Source organism: Corynebacterium sp. KPL1818 (assembly GCF_000478135.1).
Lineage (GTDB): Bacteria > Actinomycetota > Actinomycetes > Mycobacteriales > Mycobacteriaceae > Corynebacterium > Corynebacterium accolens.
Genome location: NZ_KI515759.1, coordinates 258,134 through 279,258 on the forward strand (window position 1 = coordinate 258,134; position 21,125 = coordinate 279,258).

Annotated in this window: 18 protein-coding genes, 2 tRNA genes, 1 other RNA gene and 1 CRISPR repeat array; of the genes, 14 read left to right on the forward strand and 7 right to left on the reverse strand. The window is 59.1% G+C overall.

What is annotated here, in order from left to right:
• A CRISPR array of direct repeats spans window positions 1–273; the repeat unit is 29 nt; unit sequence GTGCTCCCCGCGTGAGCGGGGATGAGCCC.
• A gap of 87 nt (window positions 274–360) precedes the next feature.
• A complete protein-coding gene (locus HMPREF1261_RS12750; protein WP_023030436.1) occupies window positions 361–510 on the forward strand; it encodes a hypothetical protein in 150 nt (49 codons plus the stop codon).
• Between the two features lie 639 nt (window positions 511–1,149).
• A tRNA-Ile gene (locus tag HMPREF1261_RS06970) sits at window positions 1,150–1,223 on the forward strand.
• 42 nt (window positions 1,224–1,265) lie between these two features.
• Here HMPREF1261_RS06970 and HMPREF1261_RS06975 read toward each other — a convergent pair.
• Window positions 1,266–1,796 (reverse strand): hypothetical protein, encoded by a 531-nt coding sequence (locus HMPREF1261_RS06975; protein WP_023030438.1) that lies wholly within the window; start codon window positions 1,794–1,796, stop codon window positions 1,266–1,268.
• A 130-nt stretch (window positions 1,797–1,926) separates the two neighbouring features.
• Here HMPREF1261_RS06975 and HMPREF1261_RS06980 point away from each other — a divergent pair, with 130 nt between their 5' ends.
• The 5 genes from HMPREF1261_RS06980 to HMPREF1261_RS07000 all read left to right on the forward strand — a co-directional run bounded on the left by HMPREF1261_RS06980 (window position 1,927) and on the right by HMPREF1261_RS07000 (window position 8,178).
• Window positions 1,927–2,982, forward strand: a complete 1,056-nt coding sequence (locus HMPREF1261_RS06980) for a trimeric intracellular cation channel family protein (RefSeq protein WP_034658255.1) — start codon at window positions 1,927–1,929, stop codon at window positions 2,980–2,982.
• Between the two features lie 101 nt (window positions 2,983–3,083).
• The gene (locus HMPREF1261_RS06985; protein WP_023030439.1) at window positions 3,084–4,682 is read left to right on the forward strand and encodes a mechanosensitive ion channel family protein; all 1,599 of its coding nucleotides are present in this window, start codon (window positions 3,084–3,086) and stop codon (window positions 4,680–4,682) included.
• A 171-nt stretch (window positions 4,683–4,853) separates the two neighbouring features.
• Window positions 4,854–5,945 (forward strand): alkene reductase, encoded by a 1,092-nt coding sequence (locus HMPREF1261_RS06990; RefSeq protein WP_023030440.1) that lies wholly within the window; start codon window positions 4,854–4,856, stop codon window positions 5,943–5,945.
• 211 nt (window positions 5,946–6,156) lie between these two features.
• A complete protein-coding gene (locus HMPREF1261_RS06995) occupies window positions 6,157–6,951 on the forward strand; it encodes a serine hydrolase (RefSeq protein ID WP_034658156.1) in 795 nt (264 codons plus the stop codon).
• Between the two features lie 810 nt (window positions 6,952–7,761).
• The gene (locus HMPREF1261_RS07000) at window positions 7,762–8,178 is read left to right on the forward strand and encodes a hypothetical protein (RefSeq protein WP_023030442.1); all 417 of its coding nucleotides are present in this window, start codon (window positions 7,762–7,764) and stop codon (window positions 8,176–8,178) included.
• Between the two features lie 76 nt (window positions 8,179–8,254).
• Here HMPREF1261_RS07000 and HMPREF1261_RS07005 read toward each other — a convergent pair whose 3' ends face one another.
• The 3 genes from HMPREF1261_RS07005 to aceE form a co-directional block, all read right to left on the reverse strand.
• Window positions 8,255–9,043 carry an HAD-IIA family hydrolase gene (locus HMPREF1261_RS07005; RefSeq protein WP_023030443.1) on the reverse strand — a complete coding sequence of 263 codons (789 nt, stop codon included), beginning with the start codon at window positions 9,041–9,043 and terminating at the stop codon, window positions 8,255–8,257.
• The gene (locus HMPREF1261_RS07010) at window positions 9,040–9,339 is read right to left on the reverse strand and encodes an acyl carrier protein (protein ID WP_023030444.1); all 300 of its coding nucleotides are present in this window, start codon (window positions 9,337–9,339) and stop codon (window positions 9,040–9,042) included. Before HMPREF1261_RS07010 ends, HMPREF1261_RS07005 begins: the two co-directional genes overlap by 4 nt.
• A gap of 153 nt (window positions 9,340–9,492) precedes the next feature.
• Window positions 9,493–12,237, reverse strand: a complete 2,745-nt coding sequence (gene aceE, locus HMPREF1261_RS07015) for a pyruvate dehydrogenase (acetyl-transferring), homodimeric type (RefSeq protein ID WP_023017180.1) — start codon at window positions 12,235–12,237, stop codon at window positions 9,493–9,495.
• 358 nt (window positions 12,238–12,595) lie between these two features.
• Between aceE and HMPREF1261_RS07020 the strand changes: the two genes are divergently transcribed.
• Both HMPREF1261_RS07020 and HMPREF1261_RS07025 read left to right on the forward strand, forming a co-directional pair.
• On the forward strand, window positions 12,596–12,994 hold the full coding sequence (locus HMPREF1261_RS07020) for a DUF3052 domain-containing protein (RefSeq protein WP_005278208.1): 399 nt from the start codon (window positions 12,596–12,598) through the stop codon (window positions 12,992–12,994).
• Between the two features lie 67 nt (window positions 12,995–13,061).
• Window positions 13,062–13,137 (forward strand) — tRNA-Val (locus HMPREF1261_RS07025).
• Between the two features lie 106 nt (window positions 13,138–13,243).
• On the opposite strand, the gene HMPREF1261_RS07030 is transcribed toward HMPREF1261_RS07025, so the two are convergent.
• Both HMPREF1261_RS07030 and HMPREF1261_RS07035 read right to left on the reverse strand, forming a co-directional pair.
• Window positions 13,244–14,203, reverse strand: a complete 960-nt coding sequence (locus HMPREF1261_RS07030; protein WP_023030445.1) for an SURF1 family protein — start codon at window positions 14,201–14,203, stop codon at window positions 13,244–13,246.
• A gap of 10 nt (window positions 14,204–14,213) precedes the next feature.
• Window positions 14,214–14,705 carry a low molecular weight protein-tyrosine-phosphatase gene (locus HMPREF1261_RS07035; protein ID WP_005285561.1) on the reverse strand — a complete coding sequence of 164 codons (492 nt, stop codon included), beginning with the start codon at window positions 14,703–14,705 and terminating at the stop codon, window positions 14,214–14,216.
• 93 nt (window positions 14,706–14,798) lie between these two features.
• Here HMPREF1261_RS07035 and HMPREF1261_RS07040 point away from each other — a divergent pair, with 93 nt between their 5' ends.
• From HMPREF1261_RS07040 to rnpB, 5 genes are all read left to right on the forward strand, one after another.
• Window positions 14,799–15,941 carry a Nif3-like dinuclear metal center hexameric protein gene (locus HMPREF1261_RS07040; protein WP_023030446.1) on the forward strand — a complete coding sequence of 381 codons (1,143 nt, stop codon included), beginning with the start codon at window positions 14,799–14,801 and terminating at the stop codon, window positions 15,939–15,941.
• Entirely contained in the window at window positions 15,942–16,661 is a 720-nt protein-coding gene (locus tag HMPREF1261_RS07045) for a zinc ribbon domain-containing protein (protein ID WP_023017184.1), read from the forward strand.
• Window positions 16,658–17,854 (forward strand): bifunctional RNase H/acid phosphatase, encoded by a 1,197-nt coding sequence (locus HMPREF1261_RS07050; protein WP_023030447.1) that lies wholly within the window; start codon window positions 16,658–16,660, stop codon window positions 17,852–17,854. Before HMPREF1261_RS07045 ends, HMPREF1261_RS07050 begins: the two co-directional genes overlap by 4 nt.
• A 332-nt stretch (window positions 17,855–18,186) precedes the next feature.
• The gene (gene adhP / locus HMPREF1261_RS07055; protein ID WP_023030448.1) at window positions 18,187–19,251 is read left to right on the forward strand and encodes an alcohol dehydrogenase AdhP; all 1,065 of its coding nucleotides are present in this window, start codon (window positions 18,187–18,189) and stop codon (window positions 19,249–19,251) included.
• Between the two features lie 68 nt (window positions 19,252–19,319).
• Window positions 19,320–19,775: RNase P RNA component class A (gene rnpB / locus HMPREF1261_RS12165), an RNA gene on the forward strand.
• 3 nt (window positions 19,776–19,778) lie between these two features.
• Here the strand turns inward: rnpB and HMPREF1261_RS07060 are convergent.
• The gene (locus HMPREF1261_RS07060) at window positions 19,779–21,053 is read right to left on the reverse strand and encodes a galactokinase family protein (RefSeq protein WP_023030449.1); all 1,275 of its coding nucleotides are present in this window, start codon (window positions 21,051–21,053) and stop codon (window positions 19,779–19,781) included.
• Window positions 21,054–21,125: the final 72 nt, after the last annotated feature.

Sequence of the window (21,125 nt, forward strand, 5' to 3'; positions counted from 1 at the left end):
GTGCTCCCCGCGTGAGCGGGGATGAGCCCCGGTGACAGATTCACGTAGCTTCAGCACCGTCGTGCTCCCCGCGTGAGCGGGGATGAGCCGAACGGTTCGCATGAGTACGAGTTTTTCACGAAGTGCTCCCCGCGTGAGCGGAGATGAGCCCGCCCGCGTGGTCGACTACAAGCTCAAGACAGAGTGCTCCCCGCGTGAGCGGGGATGAGCCCCATGATGACTGGGCGCAGGCCACGCTACGCACGTGCTCCCGGCGTGAGCGGGGATGAGCTCCTTACCGCCCGCAATCTTGCCCACTGACAGCAGTACTCTCCGCTTGAGGGGGGAGGCCGCCCTCAAAGTACAGAAAGGAATCAAAATATGACAATCGTCGTCGCGCTTATCAGCGCATCATTCATCATCACTAAAGCGCCAGCATTGGCTACTACCACTGCGCTAGTAGCCATGACCGTTTGCTTAGCTCTGGACACCCGCGAGCAATGGTTAGAAAGAAAAAATCATGCAGCTTAAAATCATTGGCGCAGGCACAGAGAAAGCTGCTCCTCGCATGAGCAAGGACGAGCCTACCAACCCTCGAAAGGACTTATGATGGACATCATGTCTAAAATTTCAAGCGCACTAATAGTGATCGCCGTGCTTATTGCGCTTACTCTAGGGGACACCCCAATATTCTGGGTAGTCATGGCCCTCACTGCGGTTACGCTCACAGTTGAGACCGTCCATCTCGTGCGGAAGTGGCGGAAAAATGCAGCCTAAAATTGTTGGCGTAGACACTGGTGATGAATGCGCGCTCCCCGCGTGAGCGGGGATGAGCCGTCTTGGATGACATATATGGGAACGCCGACATCGTGCTCCCCGCGTGAGCGGGGATAAGTTTTTCTTGATTTAATGCCTCAAATTTCCTGCTACCCAATAATCAAAACATCGAAAGGACATCCAACAACGACGAGCAGCACTTCGGCTATGAGGGGCAGAATTCAACTTCGCTGAGGCTCTAACGTGGGTTCCAGTCGCAGCACGGACATCCACTGTTGGGCGTCGCGCACTCAACTGGGGTTATTCTATGAGGGGCCGAGAATTGGTCTTTCGCGAGCTATTGACTAATCTTTTGGGAGCGGAGTGTCGTAATATACGACATGGCATCCGTGTGGGGCTATAGCTCAGTCGGTTAGAGCTCCGGACTCATAATCCGTCGGTCCCGGGTTCGAGCCCCGGTGGCCCCACGGTAGAAGGAGGCGTCGGCAAGCAATGCTGGCGCCTCCTTTTTAGTATTCGGTGCGCACGCGCTCGGAGAAAATCGGCCTGGCGGTCAGCTCGATGCGGGTGCCGATATTCTCGTCTTCTTGGGACCTGCAATGGACGGATTTTTGATTCGTGGCCATGATGCAGTGGAGATCGTAGCTCTCACCAGAGCTCGGGTTCTTTACAGCAATGTCGCTCTGCCAGGCTGCAGTAACCGTCGGATCGGGGGTTTCGAGCCTGTATGTGGCATCCATTGCGTGCTTATAAATGTCTAGGGCAAAGGCGCAATCGGTGGCGTCGTCGGCGATGATTTGTGCGTAATCGCGAATGCCGCACATGCCGCCTACCTGCGCAGCGAGTGCGGAATCATCGTCTTTCTCCGCTTTCTGCGGCTTGGAAAGCTTGGCAGTTGCGGAAGGCGCGGAATCGGTATCGAAGTCGGCATCGGCAAGCGCACCGCTGTCTGAATTGGTGCTGTGCGGGCTGGTATCGGTGAAATTGGGCTCGTCGTCAGTGGGGGTGGACGAGCCCCCAACCAGCAGGAATTCCGGCAAGAGAGAGAATCTTTTTCATGCGGAATGTAGGAAGAGATAGAAGGGGCATTAGAACAGGAAAAGTGTAGCACCGCAGCGCATGTGGGCAGGCGAATTGCGCGCGGGTGAGCAGTGCAGTCTAATAAACGGCATGACAGAAGTAGATCCGCTCATTGAGTCCCTCTATCGCTGGTCCGATGTCAGCGGTGTATTGCTGATGGGAATTATCGGCGGCACCATTGCGCGCAAGCGCGGATACGACATCATCGGGTTTTTCTTCATCGCGATGTTTTCTTCCCTGGGCGGGGGCATGGTGCGCGATGTACTTATTAATCGCGGCACGGTAGCGGCGATGAGCGAGCCGGAGTACCTGTACCTGGCGTTTACTGGCGCGTTGATTGCGCGCTTTGTCTACTTTAAGGGCAAGACCTGGGATTATATCCAGGCGCATGGCGATGCCGTGGTTTCCGGCCTATGGGCCGGCACCGGCGCCGTGAAGGCCATTACCTATGGGCTTCCGCCGATTCCGTGCATCATGATGGGTGTGTTTACCGCTACTGGCGGTTCCATGATTCGTGATATTGCTATGGGGCGCGAGCCCGCGGTCTTTGGCGATAATCAGCCGACGGTAATTCCGGCCATCGCTTGTGCGGTGATCGTGCTGGTGGGAAACCACTTCGATATGTTGGCCGTCGGCATGATCGTGGGGCCATTGGTGTCTATTTTCTTGGCGCTGCTGGGCATTTGGGCCGGTTGGCGCGTGCCCGCGAAACAGGAGTGGGCGCCGATTAATGATACGGCTGCGCAGGTTAAGGCGCTGGCGAAAAAGGCTGAGAATAAGAGCCGCGCGGTCGGGCGCAAGCTGGAGCCGCACCGCGTGCGCTCTTGGCGCCACCGGCAGATGGAAGAGGCGCTGCAGCGGCGCATCGAAAAGGAAGTGCGTTCCGGCAAGCGCCGCCAGGATGCGGCGGAAGAGGCCAGCGAGTTTTTGCAGTCCTTTGAATCGGACGTCGATCAGTTCAGCTCGGCGCCAGCGGAGTCCGAGGACATGGACTTTGGCGTGGACTTCAGCGGCGATTCCTATGAGGAAGAGGAGCAGACCTCAAGCGAGGAATCCCAGCGGCTGCTCGATACGATTTTGGAAGATGACAAGCTTACTGATGAGCTGATTGATCGCCTGATGGACCGCTACCAATCGCGCGACTAGGTTTCTAAGCAGCTGCTTGCCGATGCCCCCTAAATTCCGGGTCTGGATTTCTGGCAGAAAACTGGCATCAATTTTTCAGCTAGGTGCCATATCCTAGAACCATGAACTTGAGGTACTTCTTTTTTGAGCTGTGGGGCCTCATCGTTGACCACGGCTTGCCGCTCATCGCATTCGTGATAATCGGCATTCTCCTGCCCCGCATGGGGCGCCTAGCCATCCGGATTATTGAACATAATTTGGATGAGCAAGAAGAATCCACGAAGGCGCGGCTGGCGCTGACCGGCGCATTGGTCTACATCGTCCAGGCGGTTGCGTACTTCCTATTGGTCGCGGCCGCGCTGACTAATCTCGGCGTTCCGGCGCTGGGCGCTGCGGTGCCTGCGACGATAGTGTCTGCCGCGGTAGGTTTTGGCGCCCAGTCCGTGATTTCGGATTTCCTCTCCGGATTTTTCATCCTTACGGAAAAGCAGTTCGGCGTGGGAGACTACGTCTCCTTTGCCGGCATCCCAGGGGTAGAAGGCGATGTGGTGACGCTGACCCTGCGCACCACGAAGGTGCGCACCCCAAGCGGCGAGTTGGTGACCATCCCCAATAGCTCCGCCGGCGTGGTGACCAACTATTCTAAGGAATGGTCCCGCGCGGTGGTCAATATCAACGTCCCAGTGCATGAAGGCGAAAGCCTGCCGGAGATTACGAGTCGCGTCAAAGAGATTTCGGGGCACGCTATTGAAGCCCCTGAGATCTCCGTCGACGTCGCCGGCGAGCTCACAGTCCTTCCCGCTACGCAATTGGTCAGCCCGCAGGTAGCCGGCCAGCCGTGGCAGGTGGGCTACCGCATCATGGTGACGGTGAATCCCGCCCGCCAGTGGTCCGTGGAGCGCGCCATCCGCTCGTCGCTGCTCTCGGAATTCTGGGATCACTACGGTTCCGCCATCGACTTTGATGAACTGCAGGAACAGAAAAAGAAGAAACCTGCGGACCCAAAGCATGCCGCGGCGCAGTCAGCCAAAGACGCCTTGGACGCCGGGGAAGGTTCTCGTCCCAATACGCCAGTGGATGACCCCACGGTGGAAGAGGAACTGGTCCCAGAGGAAGTCGAGCTTGCTGAGACTAAGCTCGATGAACAAGCGGTCACGGATGAAGCCAGCGAAGAGGCTGCGGAAGACGATGAGAAATCGCGCCGGAAGATCTGGCGCACCATCCCGACCAGTACCCAATTCCAAAAGGTTTCCACCATCGGCGGGCGCGTGCGCGCCTCCACCACAGGCCTCGTGGCGGCCCTGCTTGTCGTTGGCCTGCTCATCCTCGCGGCAAGCAACCCAGAGGAAGGGGAAGCCGGCTGGCTGTCGCCGGACTATTGGAAGGATCGCGATACGCAATCCTCTTCTGAGGCTCCAACGGAATCTGGGGAGAATGTGCCTTCGGAAGACCCCCTTACTACCGGCGCTCCAACGGAACCGACGGACGCTGACTCAACGCCCACGACCACCAATACGCCGACCGTTCCTAGCTATCCCAGCCAGGCGCCCAACTCCACGCCTAATTCCGGGGACGGGCACGGTAGCAGTCAGGATGGGCCCGCTGACTCAAACGGCGATGCTGGCGATGGCCAGGGGAATGGAGATGGAGACTCCGGTGCAGACGGAAATAGCGGGGCGGCGAATAGCCAGCAGACCGCGATTCCTTCAGAACCCCACTAAGCATCCCCACTAGGAGCTCATAGACGCCGCCTCATAGTCCGAGGCGGTGTCTTTTTCATTGACCTTTAACGGGTGCGGTGACCTCTAGTTTCTTTATTATTTCTATCGCAGGTGGGGCAACAACAGAATAAAAGGTGGAACAAATTTCAACCGCGAGCTGTTTCAGTAGACATGACATCATTATTTACACCTTTGGAACTTGGCCGTTATACGTTGAATAACCGCGTGACCATGGCGCCGCTAACGCGTCAGCGTGCAGGTCACAGCGGTGTGCCCAGCGAGCTACACAAGAAGTACTATTCCCAGCGAGCTAGCGCCGGGCTCGTGGTGACGGAGGGAACCTTCCCCGCTTGGACCAACCGCGCGTTCCCGGGGCAGGCGGGCATCGTTGATGATGAGCAGGCAGCTGGTTGGAGCGAGGTAGCCAACGAAGTGCACGACAAGGGCGGCGTCTTGTTCATGCAAATCATGCATGGCGGCCGCACCAGCCACCCAGATCTCATTGATGGCGCCCAGGCAGAGGCCCCGAGCGCGCTGGATTGGGACGGCCAGGTTCGCGGCTTTGCCGGCAAGATGGATGCACCGGTACCGCGTGCACTAGAAGCCGATGAGCTTCCACGAATCGTTGAGGAATTCCGCGCCGCCGCACGCCGAGCCGTCGACGCGGGCGTTGATGGTGTAGAGATCCACAATGCGAATGGCTATCTGCTGCACGAATTCATGGCACCGTCTGCTAACCAGCGCGACGATGAATTTGGCGGCAGCCCCGAAAACCGGTGGCGCCTGCCAGAGATGGTGATCCGTGCCGTCGTGGATGAAATCGGTGCAGACCGCGTAGGTGTTCGTTTTTCTCCGGCCCACGTCGTACAGGGCATTGTCGAAGACGATGAGACAGACATCTTGGCCACCTACGGCGGCCTGCTGGACGCCATCGCCCCGCTGAACCTGGCTTATGTCTCCTTCTTGCACGCAGAGCCGGAAGGCGAGCTCATCTCGGCCTTGGCACAGAAGGCCCGCGCCAATGGCGAAACCAAGGTTTTGATGAATGACGGTTTTGGCACCGTGACCACTAAGGAAGATGCACAGCGCGAGCTGGACCTCGACTATGTGGATGCCATCGTGGTGGGCCGCCAGCTCATTGCTAACCCGGACTTGGTGCGCCGGTGGGAAGAGAACCTGGAGCTCAATGAGCCTGACCAGGCAACGTTCTACGTCGGCGGCGAGCGCGGCTACATTGATTACAAGACTGCCGCGGACCAGTAAATAGTCCGCGGCAGCTGTAGGGAGAGAGAAGGGGGAAGTAGAGAACGCGAGTGATAGGGAAGGGGCGAAATATCCTTGAAAAGGACCTTTCACTTTATATATCGATCGTGCACGCATAGATCGTTAACAAGCACTCGCTAATTTTTTAAAACTACTTCCTTCTTCTCCCACCGCAGCCATGCCCATGCTTGGTCCCAGTAGGCTAGTGGGCATGAGCGAGTTAGAACTTTTACGCCAGTGGCCAGTAGACAATGTCGCCGGCGCGTTATTGAAATGCGGCGATGTCCTCGATGAGATAGGAGATGTTACCCGGGAATTTCCGGTGGCATCAGTAACCAAGCTCGTCTCCGCGTATGCCATTATGTTGGCGGTCGAAGAAGGCGCGGTAGAACTAGAGCAACCTGCTGGTCCCGAAGGCGCGACGCTAGAGCACTTGCTCGCGCACGCTTCAGGTGTGAAATTCGATTCGCGCGAGCAACAAAAGCCGGTAGGCGAGCGGCGCATCTATTCCTCTGCCGGTTATGAATGGGCCGCAGAGATTGTTGAAAAGGCCACCGGCATCGAGTTTGCGGAGTACCTGCGCGAAGGCGTGTGCGAGCCGCTTGGCATGTCCTCCACGCGCTTAGAGGGCTCGGCAGGGCACGGGCTGGTTTCTACCGTGCAGGATCTCGCGGCATTTTCGGCCGAGGTCCAGGACCCGCAGCTCCTGCACCCCAGCACCGTGGCCGATATGCGCCGCGTTCATTTCGGTGGCTTGCGCGGCATCGTGCCAGGCTACGGAAGCTTTAAGGATTGCACCTGGGGCCTTGGCTTTGAGATCCGCGGCGAGAAAGACCACTGGATGGGTGCCCTGCCTGCCGATGCCACCGGGCACTTCGGCATGTCCGGTACCTACCTCTGGCTGGCCGGCGACTACGCCATGGTCGCATTGACGGACCGAGAGTTTGGCGATTGGGCTAAACCGCTGTGGAATGAAACCAATTCGAAGATCTGGCAGGCGCTATAAGGCCTCCATCGCAAAATCCCTTTAACGGGAAAACGAGAAAAGCTCCCCATTCCAATGGAGTGGGGAGCTTAAGCTGTTCTATTTAGAACAGGGTCTGACCGGAGAGGCCCTCGAAGAACATCAGGAACTGGGAGAAGATGCCGTCAACGAGGGACAGGAGGTTGAAACCGAGGTTGGACAAAGAAGACAGACCAGACATGGTTGTACCTTTCTTTTTGGGGATGGGTTCAAACCGGATTGTTTGAATTTATTTCAGTATAGGCATGGCTCTGGGATCGTGTCAAACTATTCCTTACCCTAAATTAAATTTATATAAACCATCTGTCCGCGGATGCTGATCTTCTCCTAGAGGGAGGGGTGTGTGGGGAGTATGGCGACCGATTACCCCCGCAGGGGTCTTTTCGAGCAGGATTTTTCGGAGCTCTTTGCCTCTAGGGGGCGAGACGCGGTTTTCTTTTGCGGGTGTGGAGTGTGAGCACTGTAGGTTACTGTTCCTACTGGTAGCTGCCCTGCGTCTGACTCTTGTCAAGAAGTTACTTCAGGGAAACAGTTCAAGCGCGAAAACCTCACAAATTTCACTGTTGTAACTCCAATTTCTTCGGACACTTTAATCACAGTCTGGACTTTGGGTTGAGGTTTAGAACTTGGGGGTTGAAGTGAAAGTTGAGGGTTGTAGAGGGTGGTGTGGCGCAGGAAAATTGGGTGCAGACGCAAAAGACAGTTCGTTGGGGAAGACGAAGCTCGTCTTGCACTGCGCCGCACGCCACGCGTGTGCATCGCAGTGGTGATTTGTCGAGGGAGATATCGGCTATGAATACTTGCGTCAATACAGTGCCGGTTGATCAACCGGCCTCCAACTACACGTGGCCCAGCCGCAATGGTGCGGCCATCGTGGTCACTGGTGTGCTGAAAATTTCTGGGATGCCGCGTGCGCTGCGCCCAGAAGTAGAGCGTGCCATGGATCGGTGCATTCGCACCGAATCGGAGTTCATCGTCCCAGGCGATGACCCGCTGACCGCCCAGTGGTGCACTCGGTGGTACCGCGATGAGATCTCTATGGAGGCGCTCGTGCGCGGTGAGGCGACGGGCCCGGGCGTGGATTCTGGTGTTGGCATCGGCTGCCACCAGGTGCTCACCGGAACCGAGGCGGAGCTTGCCGCGCTCGAGAGCGCGGTGTGCTACCTTGCGCAACGCTATGGTTTTAGCGCCACCGTGCGTTTTAGCTAAGGCGCTCGAGCGAGTCGGCTCGAGCGCGGCCAAGTAAGCCGAGCCGCACGAGCTAGGTCGCGCGGCGGGGAACCGTTTAGGATACCTCCTCGGCGAAGGGATCCATGATCTTATCGGGAATATCTGCAACCGACTTAAACACGGCGGTCGGGCGGTAAGGATAGCGGGAGATTTCGCGGTCATCGGAAATGCCGGAGCGCACCAAAATGGAGCGCATGCCGGCCTCGAGGCCCGCCTTGACATCGGTATCCATGCGGTCACCGATCATGACGGTGTTTTCAGAGTGTGCGCCGATGTGGTTAAGCGCCGAACGCATCATGACCGGGTTGGGCTTTCCCACGTAGTAGGGCTCGCGGTGGGTAGCGGCGGTGATCAATGCGGCCACCGCGCCGGTTGCAGGAAGCACGCCCTCGGGAGCGGGACCCGTAACATCAGGGTTGGTGGCGATGAAGCGGGCGCCATTGCGGATGAGGTTGATGGCGGTGGTAATCGCCTCAAAGGAGTAGGTGCGGGTTTCACCGAGGACCACGAAGTCTGCGTCATCATTTGTGAGGATCCAACCGGCCTCGTGCAGGGCGGTGGTGAGGCCGGACTCTCCCACAACGTAGGCCTTGCTGGAGCTGGCCTGGGTAGCCAGGAAGTTTGCCGTCGCCGTAGCGGAGGTCCAAATGCGTTCGGCCGGAATATCCAGGCCGGTATTGCGCAGCCGCGCCGCCAAGTCGCGCGGGGTGGACATGGAGTTATTAGTGAGCACCATGTACTCAATGTCATTATCTTTTAGTGCCTGAATGAATCTATCGGCGCCGGGGATCATTTCCCCTTCTTTGATGAGTACGCCGTCCATATCGGATAGGTAAGAAATCATTGGTGGTCCTCCAAATAGTCAGCGATATCGCCGATGGTCTCGCAATTAAGCATTGTTTTCTCAGTAAGCCGCACCTTAAAGAGCTCTTCTGCACGCACGGTGAGCTCTATAAGCTCGAGGGATTCCACGCCGACATCGGAAAGCGCGGTGTCTCCGCCAAGTTCGGCCTCGGTTCCGGTGACTTTGATAATGAGGGCGATGAGCTCGCCCAGCGTATCCCGATCCGGGTCGTGGTCCTTATCTGAGTCAGAACCTTGAAATTTTGCCTGCAATTGGGCACTGAGGTCATTTGCCATAGTGCCCAGTGTAGTAGCGATTGGAGCGTGGCATTGGAGAAATAGGCGCACGCGGTACTGGGTAGGGGGAATAGGGCAAAAATAATAAAGGCGCTCCCAGCACAAAGCCGGAAGCGCCTGAATTAAAAGCCCGTTGTGAAGGCGGGGGCGAAATTACTCGCCGCTATTAGGTGCAGTTGGGTCATCCAACTTCAGCTCGGAGGCTGCCTTTTCCACAACGGAGCGCTCAATCTTGCCATCGCGGGCAAGGCCATCGAGCACTGCGACGACGATGGATTCCGCGTCGTTATTGAAGAAGCGGCGGGCACCCTCGCGCGTATCGGAGAAGCCGAAGCCGTCTGCGCCCAAGGTGATGTAGGTACCTGGGACGTAGGGGCGGATCTGCTCCTGCAGCTCAGTAGTGAAGTCCGAGACACCAACGAATGGGCCCTCGAAGTCCTTGAGCTGGGAGGTAGCGAATGCCTCGGAAGGCTCCTCGCCCTTGCGCAGCGCTTCCTTATTGCGGCGAGCACCATCGCGGGCCAGCTCGTTCCAGGAGGTCACGGAGAACAGCGATGCCTTGACATCGTAGTCCTCAGCCAGCATCTCCTGTGCGCGAAGAGCCTCGTGCACGCCAACACCCGAGGCCAGGATATTGGCCGGGGTGGAACCCTTCTCGGCGGTATTGAAGTGGTAGATGCCCTTGTGTAGGCCTTCCACATCCAAGTTCTCCGGCTCGGCCGGCTGGTGGACCGGCTCGTTGTACACGGTGAGGTAGTACATGACCGGCTCGTTGTCCTCGCCGTACATGCGCTCGATACCGCGGGCTACCAGGTGTGCAACCTCGAAGCCGAAGGCCGGGTCATAAGAAATGACCGCAGGGTTGGTGGCTGCCAAGACAGGGGAGTGGCCATCCATGTGCTGCAGGCCCTCACCGGTCAGGGTGGTGCGGCCTGCGGTAGCGCCGATGATGAAGCCGCGGCCCATCTGGTCGCCGGCGGCCCAGAAGGCATCGCCAGTGCGCTGGAAGCCGAACATCGAGTAGAAGATGTACAGCGGGATCATGGCCTCGCCCTGGGTGGCATACGAGGTAGCGGCGGCGGTAAAGGATGCTGCCGCACCGGCCTCAGAAATGCCCTCGTGCATGATTTGGCCATCGGTGGCCTCGCGGTAGGACAACATCAGGTCGTGGTCCACCGGCACGTAGTTCTGGCCGCGCGGGTTCCAGATCTTCATGGTGGGGAACCAGGAGTCCATGCCGAAGGTACGAGCCTCATCCGGGATGATGGGCACGATGCGCTTGCCCAGTTCCTTATTGCGCATGACCTCCTTGAAGGTGCGCACCAAGGCCATGGTGGTAGCCACTTCCTGCTTGCCAGAGCCCTTGCGCACGGAGCGCAGCTTGTCCAAGGAAGGTGCTTCCAATGGGGTGAAGTCCGTGCGACGCTCAGGCAGGAAGCCGCCGAGTTCTTTACGGCGCTCCAGCATGTACTTGATTTCCGGGGAGTCCTTGCCCGGGTGGTAGTACGGCGGCAGGTAGGGATCCTTTTCCAGCTCTTCATCGGAGAAGGGGATTTCCTGCTTATCGCGGAAGTTCTTGAGATCCTCCAGCGTCAGCTTCTTCATCTGGTGGGTAGCGTTGCGGCCCTCGAAGTTGTGGCCCAAGCCGTAGCCCTTAATGGTGTGGGCCAAGATGACGGTCGGCTTGCCGGAGCCCTTGTTCTCTAGGGCGCGGGCGTACGCTGCGTAGACCTTGCGGTAGTCGTGGCCGCCGCGGCGCAGTGCCCAGATTTCGTCATCGGAGAGGTCTTCTACCAGCTTTGCGGTGCGCTCATCGCGGCCGAAGAAGTGCTCGCGCACATAAGCGCCGTCATTGGCCTTGAAGGTTTGGTAGTCACCGTCAGAGGTGGTGTTCATGACGTTGACGAGGGCACCTTCGGTGTCCTTGTCCAGCAGCTTGTCCCAGCCGCGGCCCCAAATGACCTTGATGACGTCCCAGCCGGCACCGCGGAAGAAGGACTCCAGCTCCTGGATGATCTGGGTATTACCGCGCACTGGGCCGTCGAGGCGCTGCAGGTTGCAGTTAATCACGAAGGTGAGGTTATCCAGCTCGTACAGCGCAGCGGTTTGCAGCAGGCCGCGGGACTCTGGCTCGTCCATCTCGCCATCGCCCAAGAAGGCCCAGACGTGCTGCTTGGAGGTGTCCTTGATGCCGCGGGTTTCCAGGTACTTATTAAAGCGTGCCTGGTAAATGGCGTTCATCGGGCCAATGCCCATGGACACGGTGGGGAACTCCCAGAACCATGGCATCAGGCGCGGGTGCGGGTAGGAGGGCAGACCCTTGCCTTCACCGAGGGAGACTTCCTGGCGGAAGCCGTCGAGGTCTTCCTCAGAGAGGCGGCCTTCCATGTAGGCGCGGGCGTACATGCCCGGGGAGGCGTGGCCCTGGAAGAAGACCTGATCGCCGCCTGAAGGATCGTCCTTACCCTTGAAGAAGTGGTTGAGGCCAACCTCGTACAGCGGGGCGGCACCCGCGTAGGTGGAGATGTGGCCGCCGACACCGATGCCGGGGCGCTGCGCGCGGTGCACCATGATGGCAGCGTTCCAGCGGATCCAGCGGCGGTAGCGCTTTTCTAGTTCTTCATCGCCAGGAAATTCCGGCTCCATGTTGGTGGGGATGGTGTTGACGAAGTCCGTCGACGTCAACGAGGGAAGCTCCACGCGCTTGGCGGTGGCGCGCTCCAGTAGGCGCAGCATCAGGTAACGCGCGCGCTCTTGGTCAGAATGGTCCAGCAGACCATCGAGGGAATCCATCCACTCGCGAGTTTCTTCTGGGTCGCTGTCGTGAAGGTACGATGCAACACCATCGCGGATAAGCGGGAAGTTGGAATCGCCCTTGGCGGGGTCCTTCTCGGCCATGTAAACCTCCTAATAAAGGGTCTGCAGAGTTTATCTCCTACGATACGCGTTCCCAGATCGCGAGTGGGAGTCTATCCCGGATAAAACGCCGCGCTTGCCGATGCACCCCCTACCACCTGCGGTTTGCTTCCCTCACCCGGTGTGCAAACGTGGGTAGTAGGCCCCTAAACGGCGCTAGTTCTCCCACAAAACAGGCGCCGGTGTGAGCAGAAAAGGGCCTGCAAATTGGGGGAAAGGGGTGCTATAGCAAGTAAAAGACGGCCTGGGACGTTAAACTACATGTAATAACACACGCCCTCTGTGCCAATCATGGGCCGGGCGTGAGTAAGAATTCACCGGATAAGGAAGGAAATGCATAGTGGCTGACGCTGCAGTCAAGCTCGGAATCAAGGAAGGGCAAATCGCTCTAGAGCTTGGTTGGGACGAGGATTGTGACAACACAATCTCTGAATCGATCGAAGCCGTACTTGGTGAGGATTTCCTCGAAGAGGAAAATGATGAGCTGTGCGATGTAGTCCTTCTCTGGTGGCGCGAGGAAGACGGTGACCTCGTGGACGGCTTGGTGGATGCCAGCCGCCCCCTCGCGGACAACGGTTCCGTCTGGTTGTTGACTCCGGGTGCCGGCAAGCCGGGCACCGTCGAGCCTGGTCTCATCTCCGAATCGGCGCAGCTAGCCGGCTTGGTGCAGACCAAAGCTGAGCGCTTTGGCGAGTGGCAGGGTTCCTGCCTGGTACAGCGCGGCTACACCAAAAAATAGCCTTCACCAGCTGATTTGTGTAGCTTCACAATCCTGCGCTACTGTACATAACAGCGCAAGGGCGCATGCGGCTTTAGCTCAGCTGGAAGAGCAATTGGTTTACACCCAATAGGTCGGGGGTTCGATCCCCTCAGGCCGCACCATTTTTCAAGTCTCGAGGCATCGTTTTTAAAACGGTGGCTCGAGACTTTTTGCATGCGTGGCCGAAAGCAGGCCCGAGACGGGCCCATAATCAGCCAACGAAGACGGCTAGTAGCGCTCGCGGCGGCGCTTTTTCAGCTTGGCGTAGTGGTCCGGCTTGGAATCGCCGTAGCGGGAGCGGTTGCGCAGCTCGGTGGCGAGAGGTGCGGGATCGGTGTTAGCATCGGTAGCGCCAGTGGCATCGGCATCGGCAGCCGTGCCAGGTTCGCCGTTGGAGGCGGGGGCATCGGCAAGCGATTCTGCGTCCGCATTGAGGGCCTGCATGGCGGCTTCTTCTTCGCGCAGGCGGCGGCGCTCGCGGATCTCGGACCAAATAAAGTAGCCCAAACCCAGCGGGGCCATGATGCCAAAGGCAATCCACTGGTAGCCGTAGGAGAGGTGGTTGCCGCGGTCGAGCTGCGGGATAGGCATGGCGTTGAGGACGCCCGGCTGTTCCTCGGAGAGCTGGATATAGTCTTGGCCTAAGTCAGCACCGATAAGCGAGCCCACCTGCTCGGTGTGGATGGAATAGACCTGCTGGTAGCCCTCCTGCGTGATGGGGGCGGTTTTGTGCTCGGCCTCATTCGAGCGCACCATGCCAGTAATCGTTACCTCCTCGGAGGGGGCGGGCGGAATATCCGGCACCGCATTGCCCTCCTCGGCGCTGACCCAACCGCGGTTAATCAGCATGGTCAGGCCCGCATCGGTGCGGAAAGGAACCAAGGATTGATAGGACGGGCCGGAACCGGCGGGGCGCAGGCGGAGTAGCACCTCATCCTCGGGCAGGTAGTGGCCCTTCAGAGTGGTGCGGGACCATTCATCGCCAGAGATGGCCCCATCATCGTCTACGACCTGGTCAATCGGCTGCGGATCGGCCTCGTAGGCGTGGGTGATGTTTTCATTGCGCTCCACAATGTCATCGTCCTTTCCCAACTGCCATGGGGCAAGGACACTAAAGGCCAGGTAGGAAAATGCCACCACGAAAAGCAGCATGAGTACCCAGCCAGGCTTGAGGAACGTCTTTAGCATGCCCCCAAGTCTAGTCGTGGTTCTCGCGAATCCAATCCAGCAGGCCGGGTACCGCGGCTTCGATATTCTTGCGCGCGGTTTCGAAGTCTTCTTCGGTGCCGTAGTAGGGGTCAGCGACCTCTGCGCCTTCCGGGGAATTGGGATCGAAGCTGCGCATCAGCCGAACCTTGGCCGGTTCGATGCCTAGATCGATGAGCGAATCATAGTGCCCGGAATCCATCGCGATGAATAGATCGGCGTCCATGTGCTCTTCGCCCAATTTGGATGCGCGGTGGGAGGCCCCATCGTGTCCGGCGCGGCGCAGCTCCGCCACGGCCCGCTCATCCGCGCCTTGCCCCACGTGCCAGCCGCCGAGCCCGCAGGAATCCACGGTGGCGAGGAGATCGAGCATGTCATCTTCCATTTCATCGCGAACGATGATTTCGGCCATGGGCGAGCGGCAAATATTGCCGGTGCACACAAAGACGAGGTAGAGACCCGAGTGAGAAGAAGATTCAGTCATGCGAAAACCCTTTGCGCAGATAGTACTGTAGTGCGGGAGACAGGATATAGCACTAGCGTAATTTACAAGAATCGAGCATAAAGGAGTATCCCCATGTCTGCTGTGCGAGTGGACGATGTGCGCCGCGTTTTGGACAAGGCCTATCCGCCCCGTTTGGCCGAAAAGTGGGATGCCGTAGGCCTTATTTGCGGCGATCCCGCAGACGAGGTGCGCAACGTCGCCTTTGCTTTGGACTGCACCCAAGAGGTTGCGGACCGCGCGGTTGAGCTCGGCGCGGATATGTTGGTAGTCCACCACCCGCTGCTCCTGCGCGGCGTGGAATCAGTGGCGGCCGATACGCCCAAGGGCAAGGTCGTACACACCCTAATTAAAAATGGCGTGGCGCTTTTTGCCGCCCACACCAACGCCGATAAGGCCCGGCCAGGGGTTAACGATAAGCTCGCGGAGCTCGTGGGCATTACTCCGGGTCGGCCCATCGTGCCGGAAGCCCCAGAGACCATCGATAAGTGGGGAGTGCATATTCCTGTAGGCAGTGCTGAGCAGGTAAAGCAGGCGCTTTTCGATGCCGGCGCGGGCCACATCGGCGCCTATTCCCACTGCTCCTTCGATATCGCGGGCAAAGGCCAATTCAAGCCGGAAGAGGGGGCGGACCCGGTAGAAGGGGACATCGGCAAGCTGCACCGCGGCGACGAGGCACGGGTGGAATTTGTGGCTCCCTCCTCGCTGCGGTCCACGCTGATTGCGGAGCTGCACGAGGCGCACCCGTATGAGGTGCCCGCCTATGACATCGTGGAAACGGCCGGAAGCGGCGACCTTGATACCGCGCTGGGCCTGGGGCGCGTGGGCGAACTGCCCCGCGAGATGACCCTGCGGGCGTTTACACAGCAGGTGGCCAATGCCCTGCCGGAGACCGCATGGGGCATCCGGGCCGCCGGCGACCCAGAGCAAAAGGTGCGCACCGTGGCGGTATCGTCCGGTGCCGGGGATTCCTTCCTGGGGGCTGCGGCGAAGTTAGGCGTCGATGTCTATGTCACCTCCGATCTGCGCCACCACCCGGTGGACGAGCATTTGCGCGCCGGGGGACCAGCCGTCATCGATACGGCCCACTGGGCCAGCGAGTTTCCCTGGACGGCGCAAGCAAGCGATATCGTAGAAGCAGCATTAGAACTAGATACGGAAATTATTAGCCTGCGCACTGATCCGTGGACTATCTCCGCGCACCCAAAGGAGTCATAAGTGAAACTATCGCAAGAACTACAGCCGGTACTGCTGGAATTGGCCAACCTGGAACGCTCGCAAGGCATTGGCGGGGAAAAAGAGCTGCCAGAAAAGGTCGAATACGACAAGGCACAGCAGGAACACAAACGCCTGCTCGATGCCTCCGGCTCCGCGCAGATGGCAGTCGATGACATGGAAAATGAAATCCTGCGCATCCAGGCCGATGAGCGCAAGTTGCGCCGGCGCGAGCGCGATGACAAGGGCCAGCTCGGTGCCGAATTGGATACCGAAAAGCGCAAGGATATCGAGCACGATCTCTACGCCACCAAGTCCCGCATCGCGGATCTGATGAGTGAGCTGCAAGAAGCCCACAATGAGATCCACGCGCTGCGCTCCAACTTGGACGTCCACGGCGCGCGCGTCTCGGATTCCGAGCGCAAGCTGGACATGCTGCGCCGCGCCGCCGACGCCGCCCAAGAGGCCGCGGATAACCAGCCCGATCCCGCCGTGCGCATCGCGGATTTGCGCGAACAGCTGCCTTCCGATGTCCTCGAGGAATACGACGCGCAGCGGCAAGAAAACGGCGTTGGCGCCGCGCAGTTTAAGGCCAACCGGGCCTGCGGTGGCTGCTTCATCGTCTTGCCGCCCGCCGATAAAAACGCCGTGCGCAATGCGCCTGCCGATGAGCTGCCACAGTGCAGCGACTGCGGTTCCTACCTGGTGCGCCTGGCATCATGAAGGTCATCATCTACGCCGATGGCGGCTCGCGCGGAAATCCCGGAATCGCAGGTTCTGGCACCGTCGTCTACGCCGCCGATGGTGAGACGGTGTTGCGCGAAATCGTCTATGTCGTCGGCAAGAAAGCCAGCAACAACGTCGCCGAATATCACGGGCTGTTGCGCGGGCTGGAAGCTGCAGTCGAGCTGGGCGCGGATGACGTCGACTTTTATATGGACTCCCGGCTGGTCGTCGAGCAGATGAACGGCCGCTGGAAGATCAAACACCCAGACATGAAGCAGCTGGGTGTACAGGCGCAGAAGCTCATGCAGCAGCTCGGAAGGGTGAACCTGAGCTGGGTGCGGCGAAACGACAACAAAGTAGCCGATGCACTGTCGAATGAGGCTATGGATGCTGCTGCCGCCGGCCACGCGCCGGGTGTGGTGGACCGCGGCGATGATTCTGGCGATGATTCTGACACTGGTGATACTGCCGCTGGCGCTGATGAACAGGCCGTGTCCGATACTTTTTCGGATGCTGGCGCTGCGAAAACTAGCACCGGCTCGCATGCCTCGTGGACGGGCGCGACCTGCCAGCCGACCACGTTGATTCTGGTGCGGCACGGGCAAACGACCTACTCCGCTGAGCACCGGTACTGCGGGCACAGCGATATTGAGCTGACCGAGACCGGCATGCAGCAAGCAGAAGCTTCGGCTGCCGCCGTGGCCGAACGCGGCGAGATTGATCTGGTGGTGTCCTCGCCACTGCAGCGCTGCCAGGTGACGGCGAAAAAGATCGCGGAAAAAACCGGTGCCCAGGTAGAAACGCACGACGCGTTGATCGAGGCAGATTTTGGCGACTGGGAGGGGCTGACCTTCCAACAGGCCCAGGATGACGATGCCGCGCTGCACGATGCCTGGATTACCGATGCGTCGCTAGCACCGCCAGCTGGGGAATCACTCGCACAGGTGCACCGCCGCGTACGGGAATTCCGAAAAGAACTCGTCGCCAAGCACCCCGGTAAAACGATCGCTGTGGTCAGTCACGTTAATCCGATTAAATCGTTGACCCGCCAGGCGTTGAATGCTGGGCCAGCGACGTTTAGTCACCTGTTTTTGGATCTTGCCAGCATTGGCGTCGTCAAGTTTTATGACGAGAACTCGCCGGTGGCATCGGCGGTACTCAGCGTGAACGAAACCGCGCACCTGCGCTGACGGTGATGTGAGCTTAGTTTTTACGCAGCTAGTACCGGGAACTCGATAAGCAGCGGCTACAGTTTTTGCCGCTGCCTTTCTTTCGCTTACTGCCTCCACCGTGCGCACCGTGTTCGGCTTGTACTAACCCCTCGTTGGTGAGCCTTATAAGCCGCCGAGGGCGTTAGGTGCAGCCACTCTTGATGGCAGGACAGGTGCGCAGCGAAATGAAAACAATACCCAATAAGTGATTTGCTTCACATTTTATTATTTTGTTTCTATACTGAAATTCGGCAGTTTGCTCATTAACCAGAGCTCATTGCTTGAGCTCACCAATCAGAGGAGGAGAAGCAATGACTACACCAACCAGAACCGCACAGTCCACACAACCACCGAAGGAATTCACGGCAGCAGTCGTGGAAGAATTCGGCCCTAATGTCACCGTCCGTGCAGAAAAAATCCCAGAACCCGGCGAGCACCAAGCACTCGTGAAACTCGAGGCATCCGGGATTTGTCACACCGACCTGCACGCTGCAGAAGGTGACTGGCCCGTAAAACCAGAACCACCGTTTATCCCCGGACACGAGGGAGTAGGGCGCGTCGTCAAGCTTGGGCCGGGTGAACAGTTCGTGAACGAAGGCGACCTTGTCGGCAACGCCTGGCTCTGGTCGACGTGCGGCGAATGTGAATCCTGCTTAACTGGCTGGGAAACCCGCTGCGTGAAAGCAGAGTACGGCGGCTATACCGTCGACGGAAGCTTCGGCGAATATATGCTCGTTGACACACGCTACTGCGCACGCATCCCGGAAGGTAGCGACCCGGTAGAAGTCGCACCGATCCTATGTGCAGGCGTGACCGTATACAAAGGTCTGAAAATGACCGAGACCAAGCCCGGTCAATATGTCGTCATCTCCGGTATCGGCGGCCTGGGGCACCTGGCGGTGCAATACGCCGACGCGATGGGCATGCGGGTTATCGCCGTTGATATTTCCGATTCCAAGCTGGAGCTGGCCAAGCGCCACGGCGCAGAATTTACCGTGAACGCCAGCGAAGTTGACCCGGTACAGGCGGTGCAGGACTTTACTGACGGTGGCAGCCACGGAGTGCTGGTGACTGCGGTGCACCCGGATGCTTTCGGGCAAGCCATCGAGATGGCTAAACGCGGCGGAACCATCGTGTTCAATGGCCTGCCATCAGGGGAATTCCCGGCGTCCATCTTCGACATCGTGCTGAAGGGGCTGACAATTCGTGGCTCGCTCGTCGGCACGCGTCAAGACCTGGCCGAGGCCATTGATTTTTATGCGCGCGGCAAGGTGAAACCAGATGTCACCGAATGCAGCATTCACGATGTCAACGACGTGTTCAAACAGCTGCACGACGGCAGCATCGATGGACGAAAAGTCATCCGTTACGACTAAGCGCCTTGCAGAGTGTTCCAGCAGATTTGCACAGGTGCGCGGCTATCGACGAAGATGGAGCGGGTGAATGAGCCGGCCGGGCGATCGCGGCTGACAAACTGTGCTGACAGCTGGTGGGCGCAAGTGAAAGTCGAGGAAAGTCCGGACTCCACAGAGCACGGTGGTTGCTAACGGCAACCCGGGGTGACCCGCGGGCAAGTGCAACAGAAAGTAGACCGCCTTGTGCCTCCACTTGCGTTTCGGCTCAAGTTGGGGACACAAGGTAAGGGTGAAACGGTGCGTTAAGAGCGCACCAGCATCGTCAGTGATGGCGGTGGCTGGGTAAACCCCACCGGGAGCAAGGCATCACGGCCCTGCCACGTTGCAGGGCCCGATCAGGCGTTTTAAGGCTGCTCGCCCGAGCCTGAAGGTAGCTGCTGGAACCAACTGGCAACGGTTGGTCTAGATGGATGTTCGCCGCGCGGCGTTCCGCTTAATGGGGCGCTGCGGTTAGACAGAATCCGGCTTATAGGCCGGCTCATTCGCCCTTAATCTTCTACTTTGGCGGGCTCGCCTGCGGCCAGCTTCACCAGTAGGAAGCCATCGTCTGCCAAATCCGCCGCGAAGTTTTCCGCGCGGTTGCTGGGGACATAAGCAATAACGGCTCCAGATAGCCCCGCGTGCGCCGAGCGCGCGGCCACCGCGCCGCGGACCGTGACCAGTTCCGCGAGCTTTTCTGCGGAATCGAAGCCATAAATATTGGTCAGCGAGGCCTGCGATTGCAAGATGATGGGGAAGAGCTCGTTGCGGCGGTGCGAGCGCAGGTAGCGCACGAAGTGCTCCACGCGGGAGGTCTCTTCCTCATAAAATGCCATCCACTCAGTAGCCGCATTGATGCTGGGGCGGCCCTCCTCGCCGTAGACCTTGTGCACCGCCTTGAGCCACTCCACCACGCGCTGTTGAGCATCGGGCAATAAGCGCAGCGACTCTGTGCCGAAGGAATGGCAGGCATCATCGATAAACTGCTGGCGCTGGCGGATAGCGTCAATTGCCTGTGACTGTTCTTCCGCAGTGTTCTCGGGCACCGCCACGGTGAAGGCCACCACGTCGTGGTCCACGACGTGGGGCGCGTGGGTGACCGAGCCATCGGCATAGTCGATGATGCAGACACCGTCGCCACTGCTGCGCAGCGCGGCGGTGTGGCGCGCGCGAAGGGCGGGCTTATGGGCAAAGGTGGTCACCGCCTGGGTGCAGACATCCGCAACGCGCACGCGCAAGGGCGCGTCGAGGTTATCTGTTGGGCCCATTAAAGCAAGCGCTGCGGCAACATCCGCCGCCGATGCGGCGCCTAAGCCGATATCGTTGGGGATATCGCTCACGATGGTGATATCCGCCCCGGCCGTCTCCCTGGACAGTAACTGGCGGTTGACCATGGTGTGCACGATGCCGCCGATGCGCGCGGCCAGCCCACCTTCTGGTGCGGGCGGGATGACCGGCTGCCCCTCTGAGTCCGTCGTGGGTTGTTGCGCCGCAGCGAGCGCAGCTACCTCCTGCAGGCCAATGGAATCGTGTGCAGACTCCCCAATTGCTGGCACGTAGTGGACGGAAACGATGCCATCCTTGCGCGAACTGACGGCCGCCGCCGCTCGGAGATCCGACAAGTTTGCGGCGACGATGCCCCCATAGTGATCGATATGCTCACCAATGAGCGGCCAGGTCGCGGGCGCGCTGGCGACATGGGTGGGCTCCGTTCCCACGATAGAGGCGTGTTGTTGTGCAACGCGCTCAGCAATAGGGGACTTAGGCGTCGACCACAGTGGCATGAAGGCAAAAGCTCCTTTTCCAATTCGGCGGATAAAAATCACGCGGCTACGTGGCGCGGGCTAGCGCCATGG

Excerpts from the sequence above, each read along its gene's own strand:
- HMPREF1261_RS12750 (WP_023030436.1), top strand. The coding sequence starts at position 361 with ATGACAATCGTCGTCGCGCTTATCAGCGCATCATTCATCATCACTAAA.
- HMPREF1261_RS06980 (WP_034658255.1), top strand. The coding sequence starts at position 1,927 with ATGACAGAAGTAGATCCGCTCATTGAGTCCCTCTATCGCTGGTCCGAT.
- HMPREF1261_RS06985 (WP_023030439.1), top strand. The coding sequence starts at position 3,084 with ATGAACTTGAGGTACTTCTTTTTTGAGCTGTGGGGCCTCATCGTTGAC.
- HMPREF1261_RS06990 (WP_023030440.1), top strand. The coding sequence starts at position 4,854 with ATGACATCATTATTTACACCTTTGGAACTTGGCCGTTATACGTTGAAT.
- HMPREF1261_RS06995 (WP_034658156.1), top strand. The coding sequence starts at position 6,157 with ATGAGCGAGTTAGAACTTTTACGCCAGTGGCCAGTAGACAATGTCGCC.
- HMPREF1261_RS07000 (WP_023030442.1), top strand. The coding sequence starts at position 7,762 with ATGAATACTTGCGTCAATACAGTGCCGGTTGATCAACCGGCCTCCAAC.
- HMPREF1261_RS07005 (WP_023030443.1), bottom strand. The coding sequence starts at position 9,043 with ATGATTTCTTACCTATCCGATATGGACGGCGTACTCATCAAAGAAGGG.
- HMPREF1261_RS07010 (WP_023030444.1), bottom strand. The coding sequence starts at position 9,339 with ATGGCAAATGACCTCAGTGCCCAATTGCAGGCAAAATTTCAAGGTTCT.
- aceE (WP_023017180.1), bottom strand. The coding sequence starts at position 12,237 with ATGGCCGAGAAGGACCCCGCCAAGGGCGATTCCAACTTCCCGCTTATC.
- HMPREF1261_RS07030 (WP_023030445.1), bottom strand. The coding sequence starts at position 14,203 with ATGCTAAAGACGTTCCTCAAGCCTGGCTGGGTACTCATGCTGCTTTTC.
- HMPREF1261_RS07035 (WP_005285561.1), bottom strand. The coding sequence starts at position 14,705 with ATGACTGAATCTTCTTCTCACTCGGGTCTCTACCTCGTCTTTGTGTGC.
- HMPREF1261_RS07040 (WP_023030446.1), top strand. The coding sequence starts at position 14,799 with ATGTCTGCTGTGCGAGTGGACGATGTGCGCCGCGTTTTGGACAAGGCC.
- HMPREF1261_RS07050 (WP_023030447.1), top strand. The coding sequence starts at position 16,658 with ATGAAGGTCATCATCTACGCCGATGGCGGCTCGCGCGGAAATCCCGGA.
- adhP (WP_023030448.1), top strand. The coding sequence starts at position 18,187 with ATGACTACACCAACCAGAACCGCACAGTCCACACAACCACCGAAGGAA.
- HMPREF1261_RS07060 (WP_023030449.1), bottom strand. The coding sequence starts at position 21,053 with ATGCCACTGTGGTCGACGCCTAAGTCCCCTATTGCTGAGCGCGTTGCA.